This is a genomic window from Pseudomonas sp. GW821-FHT02A08, assembly GCF_059422045.1.
This window is the reverse complement of the sequence record NZ_JBWKWD010000005.1, coordinates 1-18,945: the sequence shown is the minus strand read 5'-3', so window position 1 is coordinate 18,945 and position 18,945 is coordinate 1. Positions and strand designations below refer to the sequence as shown.

At 58.7% G+C, this 18,945-nt stretch carries 19 protein-coding genes; 9 read left to right on the top strand and 10 right to left on the bottom strand.

What is annotated here, in order from left to right:
• Window positions 1-153: 153 nt before the first annotated feature.
• The gene (gene estP / locus AC07W4_RS05335; protein WP_495031750.1) at window positions 154-2,064 is read right to left on the bottom strand and encodes an esterase EstP; all 1,911 of its coding nucleotides are present in this window, start codon (window positions 2,062-2,064) and stop codon (window positions 154-156) included.
• Between the two features lie 408 nt (window positions 2,065-2,472).
• Between estP and AC07W4_RS05330 the strand changes: the two genes are divergently transcribed.
• The 4 genes from AC07W4_RS05330 to AC07W4_RS05315 all read left to right on the top strand — a co-directional run bounded on the left by AC07W4_RS05330 (window position 2,473) and on the right by AC07W4_RS05315 (window position 5,759).
• The gene (locus tag AC07W4_RS05330; protein WP_007906885.1) at window positions 2,473-3,066 is read left to right on the top strand and encodes an aminodeoxychorismate/anthranilate synthase component II; all 594 of its coding nucleotides are present in this window, start codon (window positions 2,473-2,475) and stop codon (window positions 3,064-3,066) included.
• A 9-nt stretch (window positions 3,067-3,075) separates the two neighbouring features.
• A complete protein-coding gene (gene trpD, locus AC07W4_RS05325) occupies window positions 3,076-4,125 on the top strand; it encodes an anthranilate phosphoribosyltransferase (RefSeq protein ID WP_008051646.1) in 1,050 nt (349 codons plus the stop codon).
• Entirely contained in the window at window positions 4,122-4,958 is an 837-nt protein-coding gene (gene trpC, locus AC07W4_RS05320; RefSeq protein WP_495031749.1) for an indole-3-glycerol phosphate synthase TrpC, read from the top strand. The genes trpD and trpC overlap by 4 nt, the downstream gene beginning before the upstream one ends.
• 99 nt (window positions 4,959-5,057) lie before the next feature.
• A complete protein-coding gene (locus AC07W4_RS05315; protein WP_495031748.1) occupies window positions 5,058-5,759 on the top strand; it encodes a lipoate--protein ligase family protein in 702 nt (233 codons plus the stop codon).
• 10 nt (window positions 5,760-5,769) lie between these two features.
• Here the strand turns inward: AC07W4_RS05315 and crp are convergent, their stop codons facing one another.
• Window positions 5,770-6,414: a cAMP-activated global transcriptional regulator CRP gene (gene crp / locus AC07W4_RS05310; protein WP_008051651.1), complete on the bottom strand. Its 645-nt coding sequence runs from the start codon at window positions 6,412-6,414 to the stop codon at window positions 5,770-5,772.
• Window positions 6,415-6,642: 228 nt separating this feature from the next.
• Between crp and AC07W4_RS05305 the strand changes: the two genes are divergently transcribed.
• The gene (locus AC07W4_RS05305; protein ID WP_007941657.1) at window positions 6,643-7,065 is read left to right on the top strand and encodes an OsmC family protein; all 423 of its coding nucleotides are present in this window, start codon (window positions 6,643-6,645) and stop codon (window positions 7,063-7,065) included.
• 239 nt (window positions 7,066-7,304) lie between these two features.
• Entirely contained in the window at window positions 7,305-8,096 is a 792-nt protein-coding gene (gene speD, locus AC07W4_RS05300) for an adenosylmethionine decarboxylase (protein WP_007986012.1), read from the top strand.
• Window positions 8,097-8,274: 178 nt separating this feature from the next.
• On the opposite strand, the gene coq7 is transcribed toward speD, so the two are convergent.
• From coq7 to hemJ, 6 genes are all read right to left on the bottom strand, one after another.
• Window positions 8,275-8,922, bottom strand: coding sequence for a 2-polyprenyl-3-methyl-6-methoxy-1,4-benzoquinone monooxygenase (gene coq7, locus AC07W4_RS05295; protein WP_008051652.1), 648 nt, complete (start codon window positions 8,920-8,922; stop codon window positions 8,275-8,277).
• A gap of 208 nt (window positions 8,923-9,130) precedes the next feature.
• Window positions 9,131-9,469: a histidine triad nucleotide-binding protein gene (locus AC07W4_RS05290; protein WP_007986008.1), complete on the bottom strand. Its 339-nt coding sequence runs from the start codon at window positions 9,467-9,469 to the stop codon at window positions 9,131-9,133.
• Window positions 9,470-9,549: 80 nt separating this feature from the next.
• Window positions 9,550-10,338 (bottom strand): SDR family NAD(P)-dependent oxidoreductase, encoded by a 789-nt coding sequence (locus tag AC07W4_RS05285; protein WP_495031747.1) that lies wholly within the window; start codon window positions 10,336-10,338, stop codon window positions 9,550-9,552.
• Window positions 10,339-10,399: 61 nt separating this feature from the next.
• Window positions 10,400-11,365, bottom strand: coding sequence for a DUF805 domain-containing protein (locus AC07W4_RS05280; protein ID WP_495031746.1), 966 nt, complete (start codon window positions 11,363-11,365; stop codon window positions 10,400-10,402).
• 92 nt (window positions 11,366-11,457) lie between these two features.
• Window positions 11,458-12,426, bottom strand: coding sequence for an NAD(P)H-dependent flavin oxidoreductase (locus AC07W4_RS05275; RefSeq protein ID WP_495031745.1), 969 nt, complete (start codon window positions 12,424-12,426; stop codon window positions 11,458-11,460).
• 33 nt (window positions 12,427-12,459) lie between these two features.
• A complete protein-coding gene (gene hemJ / locus AC07W4_RS05270; RefSeq protein WP_007994924.1) occupies window positions 12,460-12,891 on the bottom strand; it encodes a protoporphyrinogen oxidase HemJ in 432 nt (143 codons plus the stop codon).
• 135 nt (window positions 12,892-13,026) lie between these two features.
• Between hemJ and argC the strand changes: the two genes are divergently transcribed.
• Window positions 13,027-14,061 (top strand): N-acetyl-gamma-glutamyl-phosphate reductase, encoded by a 1,035-nt coding sequence (gene argC, locus AC07W4_RS05265; RefSeq protein WP_008051660.1) that lies wholly within the window; start codon window positions 13,027-13,029, stop codon window positions 14,059-14,061.
• Between the two features lie 154 nt (window positions 14,062-14,215).
• Window positions 14,216-14,566, top strand: coding sequence for an iron-sulfur cluster insertion protein ErpA (gene erpA, locus AC07W4_RS05260; RefSeq protein WP_007906865.1), 351 nt, complete (start codon window positions 14,216-14,218; stop codon window positions 14,564-14,566).
• 68 nt (window positions 14,567-14,634) lie between these two features.
• Here erpA and AC07W4_RS05255 read toward each other — a convergent pair whose 3' ends face one another.
• Window positions 14,635-15,726 carry an anhydro-N-acetylmuramic acid kinase gene (locus AC07W4_RS05255; RefSeq protein WP_495031744.1) on the bottom strand — a complete coding sequence of 364 codons (1,092 nt, stop codon included), beginning with the start codon at window positions 15,724-15,726 and terminating at the stop codon, window positions 14,635-14,637.
• A 3-nt stretch (window positions 15,727-15,729) separates the two neighbouring features.
• Entirely contained in the window at window positions 15,730-17,154 is a 1,425-nt protein-coding gene (locus AC07W4_RS05250) for a peptidoglycan DD-metalloendopeptidase family protein (protein ID WP_495031743.1), read from the bottom strand.
• Between the two features lie 211 nt (window positions 17,155-17,365).
• Here AC07W4_RS05250 and tyrS point away from each other — a divergent pair, with 211 nt between their 5' ends.
• Entirely contained in the window at window positions 17,366-18,565 is a 1,200-nt protein-coding gene (gene tyrS / locus AC07W4_RS05245; RefSeq protein ID WP_110662979.1) for a tyrosine--tRNA ligase, read from the top strand.
• Window positions 18,566-18,945: the final 380 nt, after the last annotated feature.

The window sequence follows — 18,945 nt, the reverse complement described above, 5'->3', positions numbered from 1 at the left end:
GTGGGAGCGAGCTTGCTCGCGATGGGGCCATTACTGCCACTTTGATGTTGTCTGACCCACCGCAATCGCGAGCAAGCTCGCTCCCACAAGGGTTACACCACCTTAAAAAAACGCGGCGCCTGTGAGGGCGCCGCGTTTTTTATTGGCTGCACATCAGAAGTCCAGCGCAACACCCAGGTTGATGCCCTGTTGGGTGAAGTCATCGTCCTTGCGAATATTGTAGCTGGCACGCAGTGCCAGGTCCTTGGTGAGGTTGTGGCTCACCCCCAGGTTCACACGCTGCAAGTGACTTTGCGGGGTGTAGCCTTCCAGCGTGAACTGGTTGTTTGGCAGGCTGTTGAGGTTGATGTCCACGTCCTGGGTATCGTCGTTGTACTCGCGCTCGATTGCCGCTTCGCCGAAAACCTGGGTTTGCGGGGTGATCTGGTATTTACCCATCAGGCCTGCGCCCAGGCGCCGGGAAATACGCTCCTGATCGGCGAAGGTCAGCGCCGTGGAGTTGTTGCCGTCCTCCGAGTAACCATCGACTTGCACCTTGGAGAAGTCGGCGCTGACAAACGGCGACAGGTGCCAGGGGCTGCTGGCTTGTTGCGCAATGTCGTAACCCACGCGTGCGCTGAAGGCTTCGACGTAGCCGCTGGTATCGCCTTTTTCGCCGCGTTCGTTGACGCCCAGCTGGAATTTACGCTTGAGGCTGTCGTAATCCAGATGCCCGGCCGTCAGCGCCGCGTCGGCCCACACACGGTTTTGCTGGTACTGGGCGAATGCCGTGCCCAGGTAAGTGTTGAGCTTGTAGTCGGAGTCGTTGTTGCCGGCTTCGAGTTTCTGGTTGTAGAAACCGGCCACCAGGCCAACACGCCAGGCGTCATCGAGACGATAGCTGCCACCGATGTTCAGGTTGGCTCCGTTACCGTCGGCGCTTGCCACGCTGTCCTGACCGTCAAAGTCCTGATGCTGTCCGCCACCGGAAACAATGGCTCGCCATTGGCCGACGCCTTGCCAGTTTTCCCAATCGGCCAGCCACTGGTTGCGCAATTCATCCTGATGCGCGCGCACGGTGCCCTGGGCCATTTCCGGCAGCAAGGTCAGCTCCCATGGCGCCGCCAGCAGGGAGTAGGCGTAATCGGCAATCAGGCGCTGCCCGGCTTCGGTGGGGTGCACCGAGTCGTTGTAGATCAGCTTGGTCGGGTCCGGCGTCGCGCTGTTGATGCCGTAGCGGGCGTTCTCGGTGCAACCATTGCCGCTGAAGCAGGTGGTGATGAGGTTCTGGTCGGTGGCCAGGCCAAACTGTGCCGGGTTGGCGAACGTCTCTTTGAGCAGTACCGGAATGTTCAGCGGGATGACTTCGGCATTGATGTTTTGCAGTCGGCTTACCAGTTCAGTGTTGAACTGGGCGCTGAGTTGGGACGTGAACGCTTGCAGCGGGGTGCCGTTGAACGCCGGGGTGAAGCCGATATCGGGCAGCAACCAGACCATGACGTATCTGGCGCCGGCGGTTTGCAGCGTCTGCACGCTGTCGGCCAGGCGATCGGCGGCGGCACTGGCCTGGGGCAGGCTGGTGACACGACCTTGCAGGAAGTCGTTACCGCCACCGGACAGGTAATACAGTGCATTCGGGTCGGCACGGAAGTTATTGGACGGAAGATAGCCGGCGCGGGTGCGTTCTCCGGTGGCGGAGATGCTGGTAATCGAATCAAGAATCTGGTCGGTACGATAGCCGCCTACAGCCCAGTTGTTACCATCAGGCAAGCCTTCGCTGGCGCGAACTGCTGAAGCAGAGGATGCCGTCTGGTCCGCCGAGAACCCCAGTTTTCCACCAAGGATCTGCGTAGAGTTGAGCGAGCGGACTTCGCCGCTGCCATCCAGGTACACCGGCCCTGTCCGGTTGGTAAAACGCTGCGTCGCCCCGGCAGGCCCGCCCGTGTCGGCAAAGGTCCCTGCATCGTTAAGGCTGTCCCCGAAGACAATGAAGCTTGTATAAGGATCAGGTGCGGCGTTCGCCTGGGCGCATGCCATCGCGAGCAAGCATCCTGCGAGCGGTACAAACAACGACTGTTTGATCATGAGCAAGTCCGTTTATTTATTGTTTTAGTGAACGAAACGACAGTACCAAAAACTTCCGGCCTTTTGCCATCTGTCGCGAAGCCTTTGATAGTTTCGCGGGCAGTGCCCCCGGCGATATTGCGCGCTCTGCCCAGCTAAGTTACTGTGCCGGGACGTACGAACGAGACCTTCCCCGTGTTGATCATCAGTAAACTCCTGGATCAAGTCATCAAGGCACACGCCCGCTGGCGTTGGCGCGCCTGAATTCTTTTGCCGGCCTCGCCGGACCTGTATCGCTTTGCCTTCTTTACCTGTTTGAAATGCCGCTTTGCTGGCGCTACACCGGCACCTGACAAAGCGCAGCGCTCTGCGGGTAAATCATTCGAAGGCCATCTTTAAAGTCAGTGAATTCAAGAGGTTATTAACGCCATGTTGCTGATGATCGATAACTACGACTCCTTTACCTACAACGTTGTGCAGTACCTGGGCGAGCTCGGCTCCCAGGTCAAGGTCGTGCGCAACGATGAATTGACCATCGCTGAAATCGAAGCCCTCAACCCTGAGCGCATCGTTGTGTCCCCCGGTCCTTGCACCCCGACCGAAGCCGGCATTTCGATTGAAGCGATCAAGCATTTCGCCGGCAAACTGCCGATTCTTGGCGTCTGCCTCGGCCACCAGTCCATCGGCCAGGCCTTTGGCGGTGATGTGGTGCGCGCCCGTCAAGTGATGCACGGTAAGACTAGCCCGGTATTCCACGAGGACAAGGGTGTATTCGAAGGCTTGAATCGTCCGCTGACGGTGACCCGCTATCATTCATTGATCGTCAAGCGCGAAACCTTGCCCGATTGCCTGGAGCTGACCGCCTGGACCCAGCTTGAAGACGGCTCGGTCGACGAGATCATGGGCCTGCGTCACAAGACTCTGAACATCGAAGGCGTTCAGTTCCACCCTGAGTCGATCCTCACTGAACAGGGCCACGAGCTGTTCGCCAACTTCCTCAAACAAACCGGCGGCACGCGCTAAGGACTTTTCATGAACATCAAGACAGCCCTGAGCCGTATCGTCGATCACCTCGACCTCAGCACCGATGAAATGCGCGATGTGATGCGCGAGATCATGACCGGGCAATGCTCGGATGCGCAGATTGGCGCGTTCATGATGGCCATGCGCATGAAGAGCGAAAGCATCGACGAAATCGTCGGTGCGGTGTCGGTGATGCGCGAACTGGCGGACAAGGTCGAGCTCAAGACCCTCGACGGTGTAGTCGATGTGGTGGGCACCGGCGGCGACGGTGCCAATATCTTCAACGTGTCGACCGCTGCTGCGTTCGTGGTTTCCGCTGCTGGCTGCACGGTGGCCAAGCATGGCAACCGTGCAGTCTCGGGCAAGAGCGGCAGTGCCGACCTGCTGGAGGCGGCCGGTATCTACCTGAACCTGACGCCGGTGCAAGTGGCGCGCTGCATTGACAACGTTGGTATTGGTTTCATGTTTGCCCAGACTCACCACAGTGCAATGAAATACGCAGCCGGCCCGCGTCGGGATCTGGGTCTGCGTACTTTGTTCAACATGCTCGGCCCGCTTACGAATCCGGCCGGCGTGAAGCATCAGGTGGTAGGCGTATTTACCCAGGCCTTGTGCCGGCCGCTGGCGGAAGTGTTGCAACGTCTGGGCAGCAAGCATGTGCTGGTGGTGCATTCGAAGGATGGCCTGGACGAGTTCAGCCTGGCCGCGCCGACCTTTGTCGCTGAACTGAAGGACGGCCAGGTCACCGAGTATTGGGTCGAGCCGGAAGACCTGGGCATGAAGAGCCAGAGCCTGCATGGCCTGGCCGTGGATAGCCCGGCGGCTTCCCTGGAACTGATTCGCGATGCCCTGGGCAAGCGCAAGACCGAAAACGGTCAGAAAGCGGCCGAGATGATCATGCTCAATGCCGGTGCCGCACTGTACGCGGCCGACCATGCCAGCAGCCTGAAAGAAGGCGTTGCCTTGGCGCACGATGCGCTGCATACCGGCCTCGCTCGAGAAAAGCTTGAGGAACTGGGTGCATTTACCGCGGTATTCAAAGTGGAGAATGAGGGATGAGTGTACCGACGGTTCTGGAAAAGATTCTGGCGCGCAAGGTCGAAGAAGTCGCCGAGCGTAGCGCTCGCGTCAGCCTTGCCGAGCTGGAAAACCTGGCCAAGACGGCCGATGCACCCCGTGGTTTTGCCAAGGCCTTGCTGGCTCAGGCCAAGCTGAAGCAACCGGCAGTCATTGCCGAAATCAAGAAAGCTTCGCCGAGCAAAGGCGTGATCCGCGAGAACTTCGTTCCCGCCGACATCGCCAGAAGCTACGAGAAGGGCGGCGCGACCTGCCTGTCGGTACTCACCGATATCGATTATTTCCAGGGCGCTGACGCCTACCTGCAGCAGGCCCGTGCGGCTTGCCAGCTGCCGGTGATCCGCAAGGACTTCATGATCGATCCATACCAGATCGTCGAAGCCCGGGCTCTGGGCGCCGACTGCGTGCTGCTGATCGTTTCCGCGCTGGATGACGTGAAAATGGCCGAACTGGCAGCCGTGGCCAAAAGCGTCAACCTCGATGTGCTGGTGGAAGTCCACGACGGCGACGAACTGGAGCGGGCGTTGAAAAACCTCGATACCCCGCTGGTCGGCATCAACAACCGCAACCTGCATACCTTCGATGTCAGCCTGGAAACCACCCTCGACCTGTTGCCGCGTATTCCGCGCGATCGACTGGTCATCACCGAGAGCGGCATTCTCAACCGCGCCGATGTCGAACTGATGGAAATCAGCGACGTCTACGCATTCCTGGTCGGCGAAGCGTTCATGCGCGCCGAAAGCCCGGGTACCGAGTTGCAGCGTCTGTTCTTCCCCGAGCGTGGCGTTCCCGTCAGCGGCTCGACCCTCGACTAATCACATCTTCACAGGCAAACCGCTTCCACTGTGGGAGCGGGCTTGCCCGCGAAGAGGCCCGCAAATCCCCTAGAGACCTCAGGTCTGTCGGAGCCTTCCATGTCGCTGCCAACCTCCCTGACCATCGAAGCCGGCCTGCAAGCCGAACAGGATCTGCTGGCCTCGGTCTGCGCCGGCGACGCGGAGTTCGGCCTGCTGTTCTGGCAACCGAGCGATCAAGCTCTGGTCATGCCGCGCCGCTTGAATCGTTTGCCGGGTTTCGAGGCTGCCTGTGAAGTGTCGGCGGAGGCGGGGTGGCCGGTGCTGCTGCGCGATACCGGCGGTGAGCCGGTTCCACAATCCGCCACAACGATCAATATCGCCTTGGTATATGCGCCACCACGCAGCGAAGGGGATCTGAATCGCATCGAGACCGGTTACCGGCGTCTATGCGATCCAATCTGCCAGTTGCTGGATGAATTGGGTGGTTCGTCGTCCCTTGGCGAAATCGACGGTGCATTCTGTGATGGCCGCTTCAACGTCAACCTCGACGGGCGCAAAATGGTTGGCACCGCCCAGCGCTGGCGCCAGAGCCAGGGTGGCCAGCGTCCGGTGGGCCTGGTACACGGGGCGATGCTGATGGATGACGACCGGGCGTCAATGGTCGCCGCGGTCAATCGTTTCAACGAGGCCTGTGGTCTGGCACAACGAGTACGCGCCGAAAGCCACATCGCGCTGCATGAGAAGTTCGCCGCGCACGATGCACTGGCGCGCCTCGACGAGCTCTACCGGTTGATGCTGGCGCAGATGTTCAGCGGCTAGGTTTTCGAGCTTAGCGCGTACCGAAGACCACCATGGTCTTGCCTTTGACGTCCACCAGGTTGCGTTCTTCCAGATCCTTGAGCACGCGACCGACCATCTCCCGGGAACAACCGACAATCCGCCCGATTTCCTGACGGGTCACCTTGATTTGCATGCCATCGGGGTGCGTCATGGCGTCTGGCTGTTTGCACAACTCCAGCAGGCAGCGCGCGACTCGACCGGTTACATCAAAGAATGCCAGGTCACCGACCTTGCGCGTGGTGTTGCGCAGGCGCTGTGCGATTTGTCCGCTGAGCACGTAAAGAATGTCCGGATCCTGCAGGGACAACTCACGGAATTTCGCGTAGCTGATTTCCGCGACTTCGCATTCAACCTTGGCCCGCACCCAGGCGCTGCGCTCCTGCTCCAGGCCGGCTTGCTCAAACAGGCCTAACTCACCGAAAAAGTCCCCGGCGTTCAGGTAGGAAATGATCATTTCCCGGCCGTCGTCATCTTCAATCAGGATGGTGACTGAGCCTTTGATGATGAAAAACAGCGTTTCAGAGCGGTCGCCGGCACAAATGATGTTGCTCTTGGCCTGATAACGGCGGCGCTGGCAATGCATCAACAGCTTGTCGAGGTTCTTGATCTTGGAGTTGGGGGCAATAGCAACCATGGTTGTATCCCGAAAAAACTGCACGGTATGTTTGGTTTTTATAAATAGTGAACGCTGGAGTAAAGCTGGCTATGCGCCATAGAATTGGCGTCAGCTTAACAGACACTTCCAGCAATATTCGAGCATTTACCTATAAGGCGGTGGGATATGTCCCAGGACGCCGGGCGCTGTCAATCACGGGGCCTGTGTTAAGCTGGCGACCCTTTTTTATACAGTGGAGTCTTGGCGATGAAGGCACGCATCCAATGGGCTGGCGAAGCCATGTTCCTCGGCGAGTCCGGTAGCGGTCATGTCGTGGTCATGGACGGTCCGCCCGATGCCGGCGGACGTAACCTGGGTGTCCGGCCGATGGAAATGCTGCTGCTGGGTGTCGGCGGTTGCAGCAATTTCGATGTGGTCAGCATCCTCAAGAAGTCCCGCCAGGCGGTTGAAAGCTGTGAAGCCTTCCTCGAAGCCGAGCGTGCGACTGAAGATCCAAAGGTGTTCACCAAGATCCACATGCACTTTGTGGTCAAGGGCCGCGGCTTGAAAGAAGCCCAGGTTAAACGCGCCATCGAGCTGTCTGCCGAGAAGTATTGCTCGGCTTCGATCATGCTCGGCGCGGCTGGCGTGGCGATTACCCACGACTACGAGATCATCGAGCTCGGTTGAATCGACATTCAACTATCATAAAAGCAGTGCAGACTCTGGCGAACACAAGCTGACGTCTGCATAATGCGCCACTTTTTTCAGGGTAGTGGCCCGTCAGCCGACAGGCCTCGCACCCGAACAGACAACCAAAATCGCCATCGCGAAGAGGTGTTAACCGTCCTACGCAGGTGCGTTGTTCGCATCTGACGGGCATGCTTGATCACGCGGCCGGGCCGCAAACACATAGAGAGTTTTTAACGGTGAAAAGCAAACTCAAGCTCCACGGGTTCAATAACCTGACAAAGACCTTGAGCTTCAACATCTATGACATCTGCTACGCGGAAACCCCGCAAGACCAGCAGGCTTACGTCGAGTACATCAATAAAGAGTACAACGCGAAGCGCCTGACGCAGATCCTCACGGAAGTTGTCGATATCATTGGTGCCAACATCCTGAACATTGCCAGTCAGGACTATGAGCCGCAGGGCGCCAGCGTTACGATCCTGATCTCGGAAGAGCCGGTAACCCCGACCGACAGTCAGATCGAAGAGTCCCCCGGCCCGCTGCCCGAAATCATTCTGGCCCACCTCGACAAGAGCCACATCACGGTGCACACCTACCCGGAAATCCATCCGGTCAGTGGTATTGCAACCTTCCGTGTGGACATCGACGTGTCGACTTGCGGGGTCATTTCACCGCTTAAAGCGCTCAACTTCCTGATTCACCAGTTCGATTCGGACATCGTGACCGTGGACTACCGTGTGCGCGGCTTCACCCGTGACGTTGAAGGCAAAAAGCACTTCATCGACCACGAGATCAATTCGATCCAGAACTACCTGTCCGACGACACTTACGACGCGTACCAGATGACCGACGTGAACGTGTACCAGGAAAACCTGTTCCACACCAAGATGCTGCTCAAGAACTTCGAACTGGATAACTACCTGTTCGGCGACGCCACCAGCAACCTGTCCTCTGAGCAACGCGCCCAGGTGACCGAGCGGGTGAAGCACGAAATGCTCGAAATCTTCTACGCGCGCAATATGGCGTAAGACATCGAACACAAAAAAGGCGACTCCCTCACGGCAGTCGCCTTTTTTATTGCTGTCAGTCAGGGAGGTCGAGTGATGCTGTTCGCGAGCAAGCCCGCTCCCACATTGGGCTGCCGCACACCGAACCATTATGGGAGCTGGCTTGCCCGCGAAGGGGGCCTGTCAGCCGAACTGGAAATCAGATCCGATAAGTACTCTTGGTCATCACCTTGGCCATCAGGCTCATCCCGAACTTCACCGGTGCCGGAAAGCGGAACCCGCCAGCATCCAGCGCACTTTCGGCATGCTGTTCTTCATCGATGCGCATCTGCTCAAGAATCGCCCGGGATTTTTCGTCCTCGGCCGGCAATTGCTCCAGATGCTCATTCAGGTGTTTGCACACCTGGTCTTCCGTTGCCGCCACGAACCCCAGGCTGACTTTGTCGCTGATCAGGCCGGCCACTGCGCCAATCCCGAACGACATGCCATAAAACAGCGGATTGAGGATGCTGGTGTGGCTGCCCAGTTGATGGATGCGTTGTTCGCACCAGACCAGGTGATCGATTTCTTCTTCGGCGGCATGTTCCATCGCAGCGCGCACTTGCGGCAGCTTGGCGGTCAGCGCCTGTCCCTGGTAGAGCGCCTGGGCGCAGACTTCACCGGTATGGTTGATGCGCATCAGGCCGGCAACGTGGCGCGTGTCTTCGTCGCTCATTTTCGCATCCGGCTGCACGATGGCAGGCGACGGACGGTACGGCTGGCCGCTGAAGGGCAGCAGGGTGCGCATCGCGGCGTCGGCTTGCAGCAGAAGTCGGTCAATCGGCGAGTAGTGACGTTGGGTAGTCATGCTGACCTCCGGGGGAATTTCGGTGGCCAGTTTAACCCAATCGGCCGGGGAAGGTTTGCGCTGGGTCATTGTGATGCAGAGGCTGTGACAGTGTTGTGATGCCCTTGTGGGAGCGGGCTTGCTCGCGAAGTCGGAGTATCAGTCAACAAAGATGTTGAAAGTAAGGCCATCTTCGCGAGCAAGCCCGCTCCCACAAGGGGGGTAGTAATCAGCCCGGCGGCCAGTGCATCTGGCGCTGACCCAGCACGTGCATATGAATGTGGTAGACGGTTTGTCCGCCTTCTTCATTGCAGTTCATGACGACGCGGAAACCTTTTTCACAGCCCAACTCCAGTGCCAGGCGTTGGGCTGTGAACAGTATGTGTCCGGCCAGTGCCTTGTCGTCCTCGGTCAGGTCGTTCAAGGTGCGAACCGGTTTCTTCGGGACCACCAGGAAATGTACCGGTGCCTGTGGGGCAATGTCGTGGAAGGCCAGTACCTGGTCGTCCTCGTAAATGATCTTCGCCGGGATTTCCCGGTTGATGATCTTGGTGAACAGAGTATCCACAGCTGTTTTCTCCGTTGTTTGGGCTGGCCTGAGTGTACTCATGGCGTATGCCAGCGCCCAGTCTTTTACCTTGGGTTGGATCAGCGCGGGCAGTAGGCCTTGTTGACCATGCCGGCGATTGTGCGAGTCAGCCATCGCGAGCCGAGCCTCGGCAGGAAGGCGAACCAGCGGTTGCGGCGCCCGGGAATAATGATCGCTTTATTCTTTTCCAGTGCGCGCACGGTGTAGAGCGCCACTTCCTCAGGGCTCATCAGCAGTTTGCTGTTGGTCAGTTTTTCGCTGTCGAGTTGCGTGGTACGGAAAAACGCCGTGCGGGTCGGCCCGGGGCAGAGCACCGAAACCTTGATCGCACATTTTTTCAGCTCGACGCGCAATCCTTCGGAAAAGTGCAGCACATACGCCTTGCTGGCGTAATAGGTGCTCATCCACGGCCCCGGTTGAAACGCCGCCACCGAGGCCACATTCAGAATCTGCCCGCCGCCTTGCAGGGCCATGCTGTTGCCGATGGCATGGCACAGGCGGGTGAGGGCGAGGATGTTCACTTCGATCAGGTCTTGCTCGGTCATCCAGTCCTGGGCCAGAAACGGGCCGCATGTACCGATACCGGCGCAGTTGACCAGCAGATCGATCTGCCGGTCGCCTTCTTCCAGCTCCAGCAGGAACCCGGAGAGGCGCAGCGGTTCGCCCAGGTCACAGGCACGGAACAACACCTCAACGCCAAACCTCTGGGTCAGTTCAATCGCAATACTTTCCAGCTGATCACGTTGTCGGGCCACCAGAATCAGGCTGCGGCCGCGCCGGGCCAGCGCTTCGGCCATTGCCAGGCCGATGCCGCTGGAGGCGCCAGTGATCAGAGCGTAACGGGTCATGCAGTTCTCCATCGCAACAGCTCCGCGCCGCGACGCAGGTGTCACGGGCCAGGAGCGCTGTTCATTCTTTCGCAGAGTCTACAGGGGGCCGGGCCTCTTCGGCTGCATCGTCGGCGGTATTTGGCACCGGTTCGACTTCGACGTCGATTTCATCGGTGATGACCGAGCTGCTTTCGTAGCTGCTCTGGGCGGCGTTTTCGTATCCTTCCCGTATCGCCGTGAGGCCTCCGGCCAGCGAGCCGAACAGAACCAGCGCGATAACGATCAGCCACAGCGAAGACAATACCTTGACCGCGGTACTGTTCGGCGGAGGCGGCGGGCCGTAGCGGTTGGCGGTGTCGTTGCCCGGTACGACCATGATCACGAACGGAAAGAAACTGCCAACGAACGGCACCAGGTTCAGCAGCCACAACCAGCCGGACCAGCCGACATCGTGCAAACGTTGAACGGTGATCTGGATGCTGACGAAGATAAATCCGACGAAGAGGATCAAGGCCAGCATGCTGCCCAATATCAGGCCGGCGGTCGAATCCGCGCCGATGAGAGCCAGGGCGACCAAGGCAAACACCCCGCAAACGGCCAAGAGCACAGTGGACAGCACCAGCGTCCAGGCGAGGTAGCGCAAGCGGCCGATACGGCCATCGAAACTGAAGGGCTTGAGCGTGGCGAATTCCGCCACGGCTTCGCCGACGGGCGCGCGAGGTGGCGCATAAGGGGACTGCGGGTCTGCCAATGGCTCCTGGCTGCTGGCCGGAGCATGGTCATGCACGTCGGCGAGGTTCAATTCGATCGGCGTTTCGGCTTCAATGCGGGCCTCGATTCCGGTTTTGCTCAGCGCCTGGAGATAGGTCTGGGCATCGGCTTGCGACAGGTTGCGTTTGAGCGCTACCGGACGCCCGGCGAACAAGCGCTCGATGGCCGTGACATCGCTTTTGAACAAATCGGCGAGATTGAGCTTTGCCGTGGTGATGTCGACACCGGGCAGCAAGGCGCCTTCGAATACGATCTTGAAACGATTTTCGCCCATGTGCGAAGCATCCTTGTCGCGAGAGGTTGAAAGAAGAACGTTGTGCCCGGGTGAGTGTAAGGCCAGCCGGCAAGACTGGCCAAGATTTGCTGTCAGCGCGGCCAGCGTTTTGGCAACCGGGCGGCATGCTCCAGGGCCTGGCGGTACTCCGCATCGAGACGTGCAATCAACTGCTCGACACTCGGCAAGTCTTCGATTTCTCCCACGCCCTGGCCTGCAGACCAAACGGTCTTCCAGGCTTTGGCCTCATCGCTCAAGGGTTTGAGCTTGGAACCGAAGTTGATCTCGCCCTTGCCTTGCAAGGCGGACATGTCGAAACCGGCGGCCTCCAGGCTCTGGCGCATGAAACTCGCCGGGACACCTGACACCGCTGGAGTATGGATGATGTCTGCCGCTTTGGATGTCAGCAGCATTTCTTTGTAGGCGTCGGGCGCGTGACTTTCGGTCGTGCCGATAAATCGTGTACCGAAGTAGGCCAAATCCGCGCCGAGCAATTGAGCGGCAAGAATTTCGTGGCCATGGTTCAAGCAGCCGGCCAGCAACAGGGTCTTGTCGAAGAACTGGCGGATTTCGGCAATCAGCGAGAACGGGCTCCAGGTCCCGGCGTGTCCACCGGCGCCGGCAGCCACGGCGATCAAGCCATCCACGCCGGCTTCGGCAGCTTTCTCGGCATGACGGCGAGTTGTCACATCATGGAACACCAGGCCGCCGTAGCTGTGCACCGCGTCGACCAGTTCTTTCACGGCGCCGAGGCTGGTGATCACGATCGGCACTTTGTGTTCGACGCAGATCTCAAGATCCGCCTGTAAACGAGGATTGCTGTTATGGACGATCAGGTTAACGGCATAGGGCGCGGGGTTTTCCATTGTCGCCAGCCCGGCTTCGATTTCTTCCAGCCAGGCCTTGAAACCGCTGCTTTCGCGCTGGTTCAGCGCCGGGAAGCTGCCGACCACGCCCTGGCGACAGCAGGCGAGTACCAACTGCGGATTGGAAATCAGGAACATCGGCGCCGCCACCACGGGCAGATGCAAACGTTCTTCGAGCAGAGCGGGCAGCGACATTGGAAGTACCCCGGTGAGTTGTGTCTCTTGGATTTAGAACGGCCGAACGACGACCAGAATTACGATAGCCAGCAATATCAGAACCGGCACTTCATTGAACCAGCGATAAAAGACATGGCTGCGGGTGTTCTCGCCACGGGCAAAACGTTTTACCTGCGCGCCGCACATGTGGTGGTAGCCGATCAGAAGCACCACCAGCGTCAGCTTGGCATGCATCCAGCCGCCCTGAGTGAAGTAGGCGCCGGGGTTGAGGCTGATCAACCAGCCGCCGAAGATCAGTGTCGCGATCATTGCCGGGCCCATGATGCCGCGGTACAGCTTGCGCTCCATGATGCTGAAGCGTTCCTTGCTGACGGTGTCCTCGCTTTGGGCGTGATAGACGAACAGTCTCGGCAGGTAGAACAGGCCGGCAAACCAGCAGACGACGCTGATGATGTGAAGCGCTTTGAGCCACAGATAAAGCATTTTTGGTTATTCCCCAATTCACGGTAGCCAGAATAGTAGAGGCTTGAGGCTCCGCACGTCACCTTGACGGTTGTCGCAGGGGCGCGCGGCCCCTATTATCGACGGCTTTCCAGTGGGTTCGTTGAGGGCAGGTTTATGGTCAAGGTCGGTATCGTCGGCGGCACGGGTTACACCGGTGTCGAACTGCTGCGTCTGTTGGCGCAACATCCGCAAGCTGAGGTGGTTGTCATCACTTCCCGATCCGAGGCTGGCCTTGCCGTGGCCGACATGTACCCGAACCTGCGAGGTCATTACGACGGCCTGGCGTTCAGCGTTCCGGACATCAAGACCCTGGGTGCCTGCGATGTGGTGTTCTTCGCCACACCGCACGGTGTTGCCCATGCCTTGGCGGGCGAACTGCTGGCGGCCGGGACCAAGGTCATCGACCTGTCGGCCGACTTCCGTCTGCAAGACGCGGATGAATGGGCCAAGTGGTACGGCCAGCCGCACGGTGCACCGGAGTTGCTGGACGAGGCGGTTTACGGCTTGCCGGAAGTCAATCGCGAGCAGATCAAGAAAGCGCGCCTGATTGCCGTGCCGGGTTGCTACCCGACTGCAACGCAATTGGGCTTCCTGCCATTGCTCGAAGCCGGCCTGGCCGATACTGCGCATCTGATTGCTGACTGCAAATCCGGTGTCAGCGGTGCCGGTCGTGGTGCTTCCGTAGGTTCGCTGTACTCCGAGACGTCGGAAAGCATGAAGGCCTATGCGGTCAAAGGTCACCGTCACCTTCCGGAGATTCGCCAGGGTCTGCGTCGTGCAGCAGGCAAGGACGTCGGCCTGACCTTCGTTCCGCACCTGACGCCGATGATTCGTGGCATTCACTCCACGCTCTACGCAACCGTTGTTGATCGCTCGGTAGACCTGCAGGCGTTGTTTGAAAAGCGTTATGCCAATGAACCGTTCGTCGATGTGATGCCGGCCGGCAGCCATCCGGAGACGCGTAGCGTACGGGGTGCCAACGTCTGCCGTATTGCCGTGCATCGCCCTCAGGACGGTGATCTGGTGGTGGTGCTGTCGGTGATCGATAACCTGGTCAAAGGCGCTTCGGGTCAGGCCGTGCAGAACATGAACATTCTGTTCGGGCTGGATGAGCGTCTGGGCCTGTCCCACGCCGGCATGCTGCCTTGAGAGCAGCTACAAGCTTCAAGTTGTAAGCGGCAAGCTTGAAGCTCGCAGCTTGAAGCTTGTCGCTGCTCCTAGAATAGTTGACCGCTTTTCTAGGAGAAGCGGATAATGCGCGTCATCACGCAATATGACGGCGTAACGCCGGGAGATAGTCAGCATGAGCGTCGAATCCTTCACCCCCACGGCTTTGCAATTCACCCACGGTGCCGCGCACAAGGTGAAGAGCCTGGTCGATGAAGAGGGGAATGATCGCTTGAAGCTGCGCGTATTCGTTACGGGCGGCGGTTGTTCAGGTTTTCAGTACGGCTTCACCTTCGATGAAGAAGTGGCCGATGACGACACCATCGTCGAGCGCGAAGGTGTGAGTCTGGTTGTCGATCCGATGAGTTTCCAGTACCTGGCAGGTGCCGAGGTGGACTACCAGGAAGGTCTGGAAGGTTCGCGTTTCGTCATCAAGAACCCGAATGCGACCACCACCTGTGGCTGCGGTTCTTCGTTCTCGATCTGATCGGCGCACCTGTTTCACAGAGCGCCGCACGACCTCAGGGTCTTGCGGCGTTTTGCTGTGTGGAGGATTTATGCGGGGTAGATGGCACCGAGTACGCGCAAACCACGGGCACCGGTAACGCTCGGACGGTTGGCTGCGATACCTTCGAGGCAACAATGAGCCAGCCACGCGAAGGCCATGGCTTCGACCCAGTCGGGGTCTACACCGTAGGTAGCGGTGCTGCTGACACTTGCGTTTGGCAGCAGGCTGGCCAAGCGGTTCATCAAGACAGTGTTGTGGGCGCCGCCGCCGCAAACCAGCAACTCCTGCGTGCCTGCCTGGGCGCTTTGCAGTGATTCGACGATGGTCAGTGCGGTCAGTTCAAGCAGGGTCGCCTGAACATCTTCGGCGCAGAAGGCTGGCAACTGCGCCAGATGCTGAGTCAGCCATGGCAGGTTGAACACTTCCCGCCCGGTACTCTTCGGGCCTTTGGTCACAAAGAACGGATCACTGAGCAGTGCATTCAACAGCACCGGTTCTACCTTGCCGCTGGCAGCCCATTGGCCGTCACGGTCAAAATGGTCGCCGCGTTGCTGGTGAATCCAGGCGTCCAGCAGCACATTGCCCGGGCCACAGTCGAAACCGGCGACCGGCTTGCCGGGCTCGATAAGGCTGAGGTTGCTGAAGCCGCCAACGTTCAGCACTGCGCGATTGCCGGCCTGCTCTTCAAACAAGGCTTCGTGAAAGGCGGGAACCAGTGGTGCTCCTTGTCCGCCAGCAGCGACGTCGCGGCTACGGAAGTCGCTGACCACAGTGATGCCGGTCAGCTCGGTCAACAGGGCCGGGTTGCCGATTTGCACAGTGAAGCCGCGTGCCGGTTCGTGGCGGATGGTCTGGCCATGACTGCCAATCGCACGAATGTCGCCAGGCTTCAGTTGCTGCTGAGCGAGGAGGGCATGAATCCCTTGGGCTGCCAGCTTCACCCAGTTCTGCTGGGCAATGGCGGAACGGGCGATTTCGTCCGGGCCGCTGGCGCACAAGCCGAGCAGCTCGGCGCGCAGAGTATCGGGCATCGGGATGTAGTGGGAGGCGATCAGTCTGATCGCCGGGGCTTGCTCGATCAGTGCGATGTCCAGGCCATCAAGGCTGGTTCCGGACATCACACCTATATAGAGCGCCATGGCTTAGCGCTTGCTCGAAGCCAGCAGAGTGGCTTTTTCCTGTTCCATGCGCGCCATCAGTGGCTGGCTTTGGGCGAGGAAGCGTGCGCGTTCGGCCTTGGCAATCGGATCGGCCATTGGCAGTTTCTGGCCCAGCGGGTCGACGTGCACACCATTGACCTGGAACTCGTAGTGCAGGTGCGGCCCGGTGGAGAGGCCGGTGGTGCCGATATAGCCAATCACCTGGCCCTGTTTCACTGTGCCGCCAGTCTTCACGCCCTTGGCGAAGCCTTGCATGTGGCCGTAGAGCGTTGTGTAGGTGTTGCCGTGCTGGAGGACCACGGTATTGCCGTAGCCACCGCGGCGGCCGGCCAGCAGCACCTTACCATCACCGGCAGCCTTGATCGGCGTACCGCGTGGTGCTGCGTAGTCGACGCCTTTGTGGGCGCGGATCTTGTTCAGGATCGGGTGTTTGCGGCCCATGGAAAATTTCGAGCTGATGCGGGCGAAGTCCACCGGTGTGCGGATGAACGCCTTGCGCATGCTGTTGCCGTCTGCGGTGTAGTAGCTGCTGTTGCCTTGTTTGTTGGTGTAGCGCACGGCGGTGTAGGTCTTGCCGCGGTTGGTGAAGCGCGCCGACAGGATCGGGCCAGTGCCGACGGCCTTGCCATTGACCACTTTTTGCTCGTAGATCACGTCGAATTCGTCGCCCTGGCGAATATCCTGGGCGAAGTCCACGTCGTAGCCAAACACACTGGCCATGTCCATGGTCAGGCTGTGAGACAGGCCGGCCCGTGCTGCGGACTGCGACAGCGAGCTGTTGATCACGCCATGTACATAGGCGGAGCGCACGGTCGGTTTCGCGGTAATGCGGTTGAAGGTGTAGCCCCTGTCGTTCTTGGTCAGGCTGATGCTTTCGAGGTCGTTGAGCTTGCTGTGCAGGTTGGTCAGCTGGCCGTCGGGGCTCAGTTCGAACTCGAGTTTTTGCCCGTGCTTGAGCTGGCTGAACTGCTTGGCCTGCTTGTCGCTGGCCAGCACGTCATGCACTGAGGTGGACGGGAGGCCGACCTTCTCGAACAGTGTCGAGAGGGTGTCACCCTTGGTGACGATCACTTCCCTGTGGCTTGCCGACTTCTTTTCTTCGACGACCGGCGCCGGTGCAGGTTCGGCTTGAGCGGTTTCCTGAGTGTCTTCGGCGCTGTTGTCGATCTGCGCGAAGGGGGAGGTTGCTGGTTCATTTGTGGCTTGAACGGCGTCAGCAGCGTCTTGATCTTGTGTCAGTTGTTCAGCAGGGCTTTCCAGTTCAAGGCTCAGGGTTGTCTTTTTGGCTTCGACATCACTGGAAGGGAATACCAGGAGCGCCAGACTGAGAAGGGCGGCGATGCCACTTGCGGCAAGCAAGTGGGTCTTCGGGTAAAGCGGCGGCGCTTTAGACGATTCTGTGGTCATAAGTGGTTTTGACTTTGAAAAAGATGAATTGGAAAAGATGAATGACATGATGAAGATGAAATAACTGTATAAAATATAACCAAATCATCTCTGAAGCAAGTCCGCAGGCGCTCTGTCTGTGGATTGGCTTCCGTGCGCCGGGCAAACCTTGTATTTGACGCGCGATCTTGTATGGTTGGTTCCCTTTGAATCTGAGCCTTGCGGGTCTGTTATGAAGTCGGTTGAAGAGCAGCTAGCGCTGATCAAACGTGGTGCGGAAGAACTGTTGGTCGAGTCCGAGCTGATTGAAAAGCTCAAGCGTGGCCAGCCGCTGCGTATTAAGGCGGGCTTCGATCCAACGGCTCCGGACCTGCACTTGGGTCACACCGTGCTTATCAATAAGCTGCGCCAGTTCCAGGAGTTGGGGCATCAGGTGATCTTCCTTATCGGTGACTTCACCGGGATGATCGGTGATCCGAGTGGCAAGAGTGCCACGCGCCCGCCGCTCACTCGCGAACAAGTCCTCGAGAATGCCGAGACCTACAAGACTCAGGTGTTCAAGATTCTCGATCCGGCAAAAACCGAAGTGGCATTCAACTCCACCTGGATGGATCAGATGGGGCCGGCCGACTTCATTCGCCTGACTTCGCAATACACCGTGGCTCGCATGCTCGAGCGCGATGACTTCGACAAGCGCTACACCACCAATCAGCCAATCGCCATCCATGAGTTCCTTTATCCGCTGGTTCAGGGTTACGACTCGGTAGCTCTGCGTGCAGACGTCGAGCTCGGCGGCACCGATCAGAAGTTCAACTTGCTGATGGGTCGTGAGTTGCAGCGTGGTTATGGTCAGGAGGCCCAGTGCATCTTGACCATGCCGTTGCTTGAAGGTCTGGATGGTGTGAAGAAGATGTCCAAGTCCTTGGGCAACTACGTCGGTATCCAGGAGGCGCCGGGTGTGATGTACAGCAAGCTGGTCTCCATTCCGGATGCGCTGATGTGGCGTTACTTCGAGTTGCTCAGCTTCCGCTCCATGGATGAGATCAATGCGTTCCGCGCAGATGTAGAAGCGGGTGCCAATCCGCGCGACATCAAGATCAAGCTGGCTGAAGAGATCGTTGCGCGCTTCCATGGTGAGGAGGCTGCGGCCAATGCCCACCGTGCCGCCGGTAACCGTATGAAGGATGGCGAGCTACCGGACGATCTGCCGGAAATCGAATTGACTGCTGCCGAGGATATGCCGATCGCTGCCGTCCTTAATAAAGCAGGGCTGGTCAAGAATTCGGCGGTGGCTCGAGATCTCCTGGGTTCCGGTGGTGTGCGTATAGATGGTGAGGTTGTCGATCGCACCTTTATATATGCACTGGGCGCGACCCATGTTTGCCAGGCCGGCAAGAAGGCATTTGCGCGTATTACGCTCAAATCCGAATAAAGCTGAAATAGGGGGTTGACGGCGAATTCTGGAGGCCTATAATTCGCCCCACTTCCGGCGCAGTCGAAACGGAAAACTCCTTGGTAAACAACGAGTTACGCAGTTTTCGGCAGCAGGTTGCTTCAGTTCATCGAAGCCGAAAGGAAGTTGAAAAAGAGGTGTTGACAGCAGCGTGTAACGCTGTAGAATTCGCCTCCCGCTGATGAGAGATCTGAGGCGCAAGTGGTTGAAGTTGTTAGGGAAATCCTTGAAAACTTCTGAAAAAATCACTTGACAGCAAATGAGGCTGCTGTAGAATGCGCGCCTCGGTTGAGACGAAAGCTCTTAACCAACCGCTCTTTAACAACTGAATCAAGCAATTCGTGTGGGTGCTTGTGGAG

Excerpts from the sequence above, each read along its gene's own strand:
- estP (WP_495031750.1), bottom strand. The coding sequence starts at position 2,064 with ATGATCAAACAGTCGTTGTTTGTACCGCTCGCAGGATGCTTGCTCGCG.
- AC07W4_RS05330 (WP_007906885.1), top strand. The coding sequence starts at position 2,473 with ATGTTGCTGATGATCGATAACTACGACTCCTTTACCTACAACGTTGTG.
- trpD (WP_008051646.1), top strand. The coding sequence starts at position 3,076 with ATGAACATCAAGACAGCCCTGAGCCGTATCGTCGATCACCTCGACCTC.
- trpC (WP_495031749.1), top strand. The coding sequence starts at position 4,122 with ATGAGTGTACCGACGGTTCTGGAAAAGATTCTGGCGCGCAAGGTCGAA.
- AC07W4_RS05315 (WP_495031748.1), top strand. The coding sequence starts at position 5,058 with ATGTCGCTGCCAACCTCCCTGACCATCGAAGCCGGCCTGCAAGCCGAA.
- crp (WP_008051651.1), bottom strand. The coding sequence starts at position 6,414 with ATGGTTGCTATTGCCCCCAACTCCAAGATCAAGAACCTCGACAAGCTG.
- AC07W4_RS05305 (WP_007941657.1), top strand. The coding sequence starts at position 6,643 with ATGAAGGCACGCATCCAATGGGCTGGCGAAGCCATGTTCCTCGGCGAG.
- coq7 (WP_008051652.1), bottom strand. The coding sequence starts at position 8,922 with ATGACTACCCAACGTCACTACTCGCCGATTGACCGACTTCTGCTGCAA.
- AC07W4_RS05285 (WP_495031747.1), bottom strand. The coding sequence starts at position 10,338 with ATGACCCGTTACGCTCTGATCACTGGCGCCTCCAGCGGCATCGGCCTG.
- AC07W4_RS05280 (WP_495031746.1), bottom strand. The coding sequence starts at position 11,365 with ATGGGCGAAAATCGTTTCAAGATCGTATTCGAAGGCGCCTTGCTGCCC.
- AC07W4_RS05275 (WP_495031745.1), bottom strand. The coding sequence starts at position 12,426 with ATGTCGCTGCCCGCTCTGCTCGAAGAACGTTTGCATCTGCCCGTGGTG.
- hemJ (WP_007994924.1), bottom strand. The coding sequence starts at position 12,891 with ATGCTTTATCTGTGGCTCAAAGCGCTTCACATCATCAGCGTCGTCTGC.
- argC (WP_008051660.1), top strand. The coding sequence starts at position 13,027 with ATGGTCAAGGTCGGTATCGTCGGCGGCACGGGTTACACCGGTGTCGAA.
- erpA (WP_007906865.1), top strand. The coding sequence starts at position 14,216 with ATGAGCGTCGAATCCTTCACCCCCACGGCTTTGCAATTCACCCACGGT.
- AC07W4_RS05255 (WP_495031744.1), bottom strand. The coding sequence starts at position 15,726 with ATGGCGCTCTATATAGGTGTGATGTCCGGAACCAGCCTTGATGGCCTG.
- AC07W4_RS05250 (WP_495031743.1), bottom strand. The coding sequence starts at position 17,154 with ATGACCACAGAATCGTCTAAAGCGCCGCCGCTTTACCCGAAGACCCAC.
- tyrS (WP_110662979.1), top strand. The coding sequence starts at position 17,366 with ATGAAGTCGGTTGAAGAGCAGCTAGCGCTGATCAAACGTGGTGCGGAA.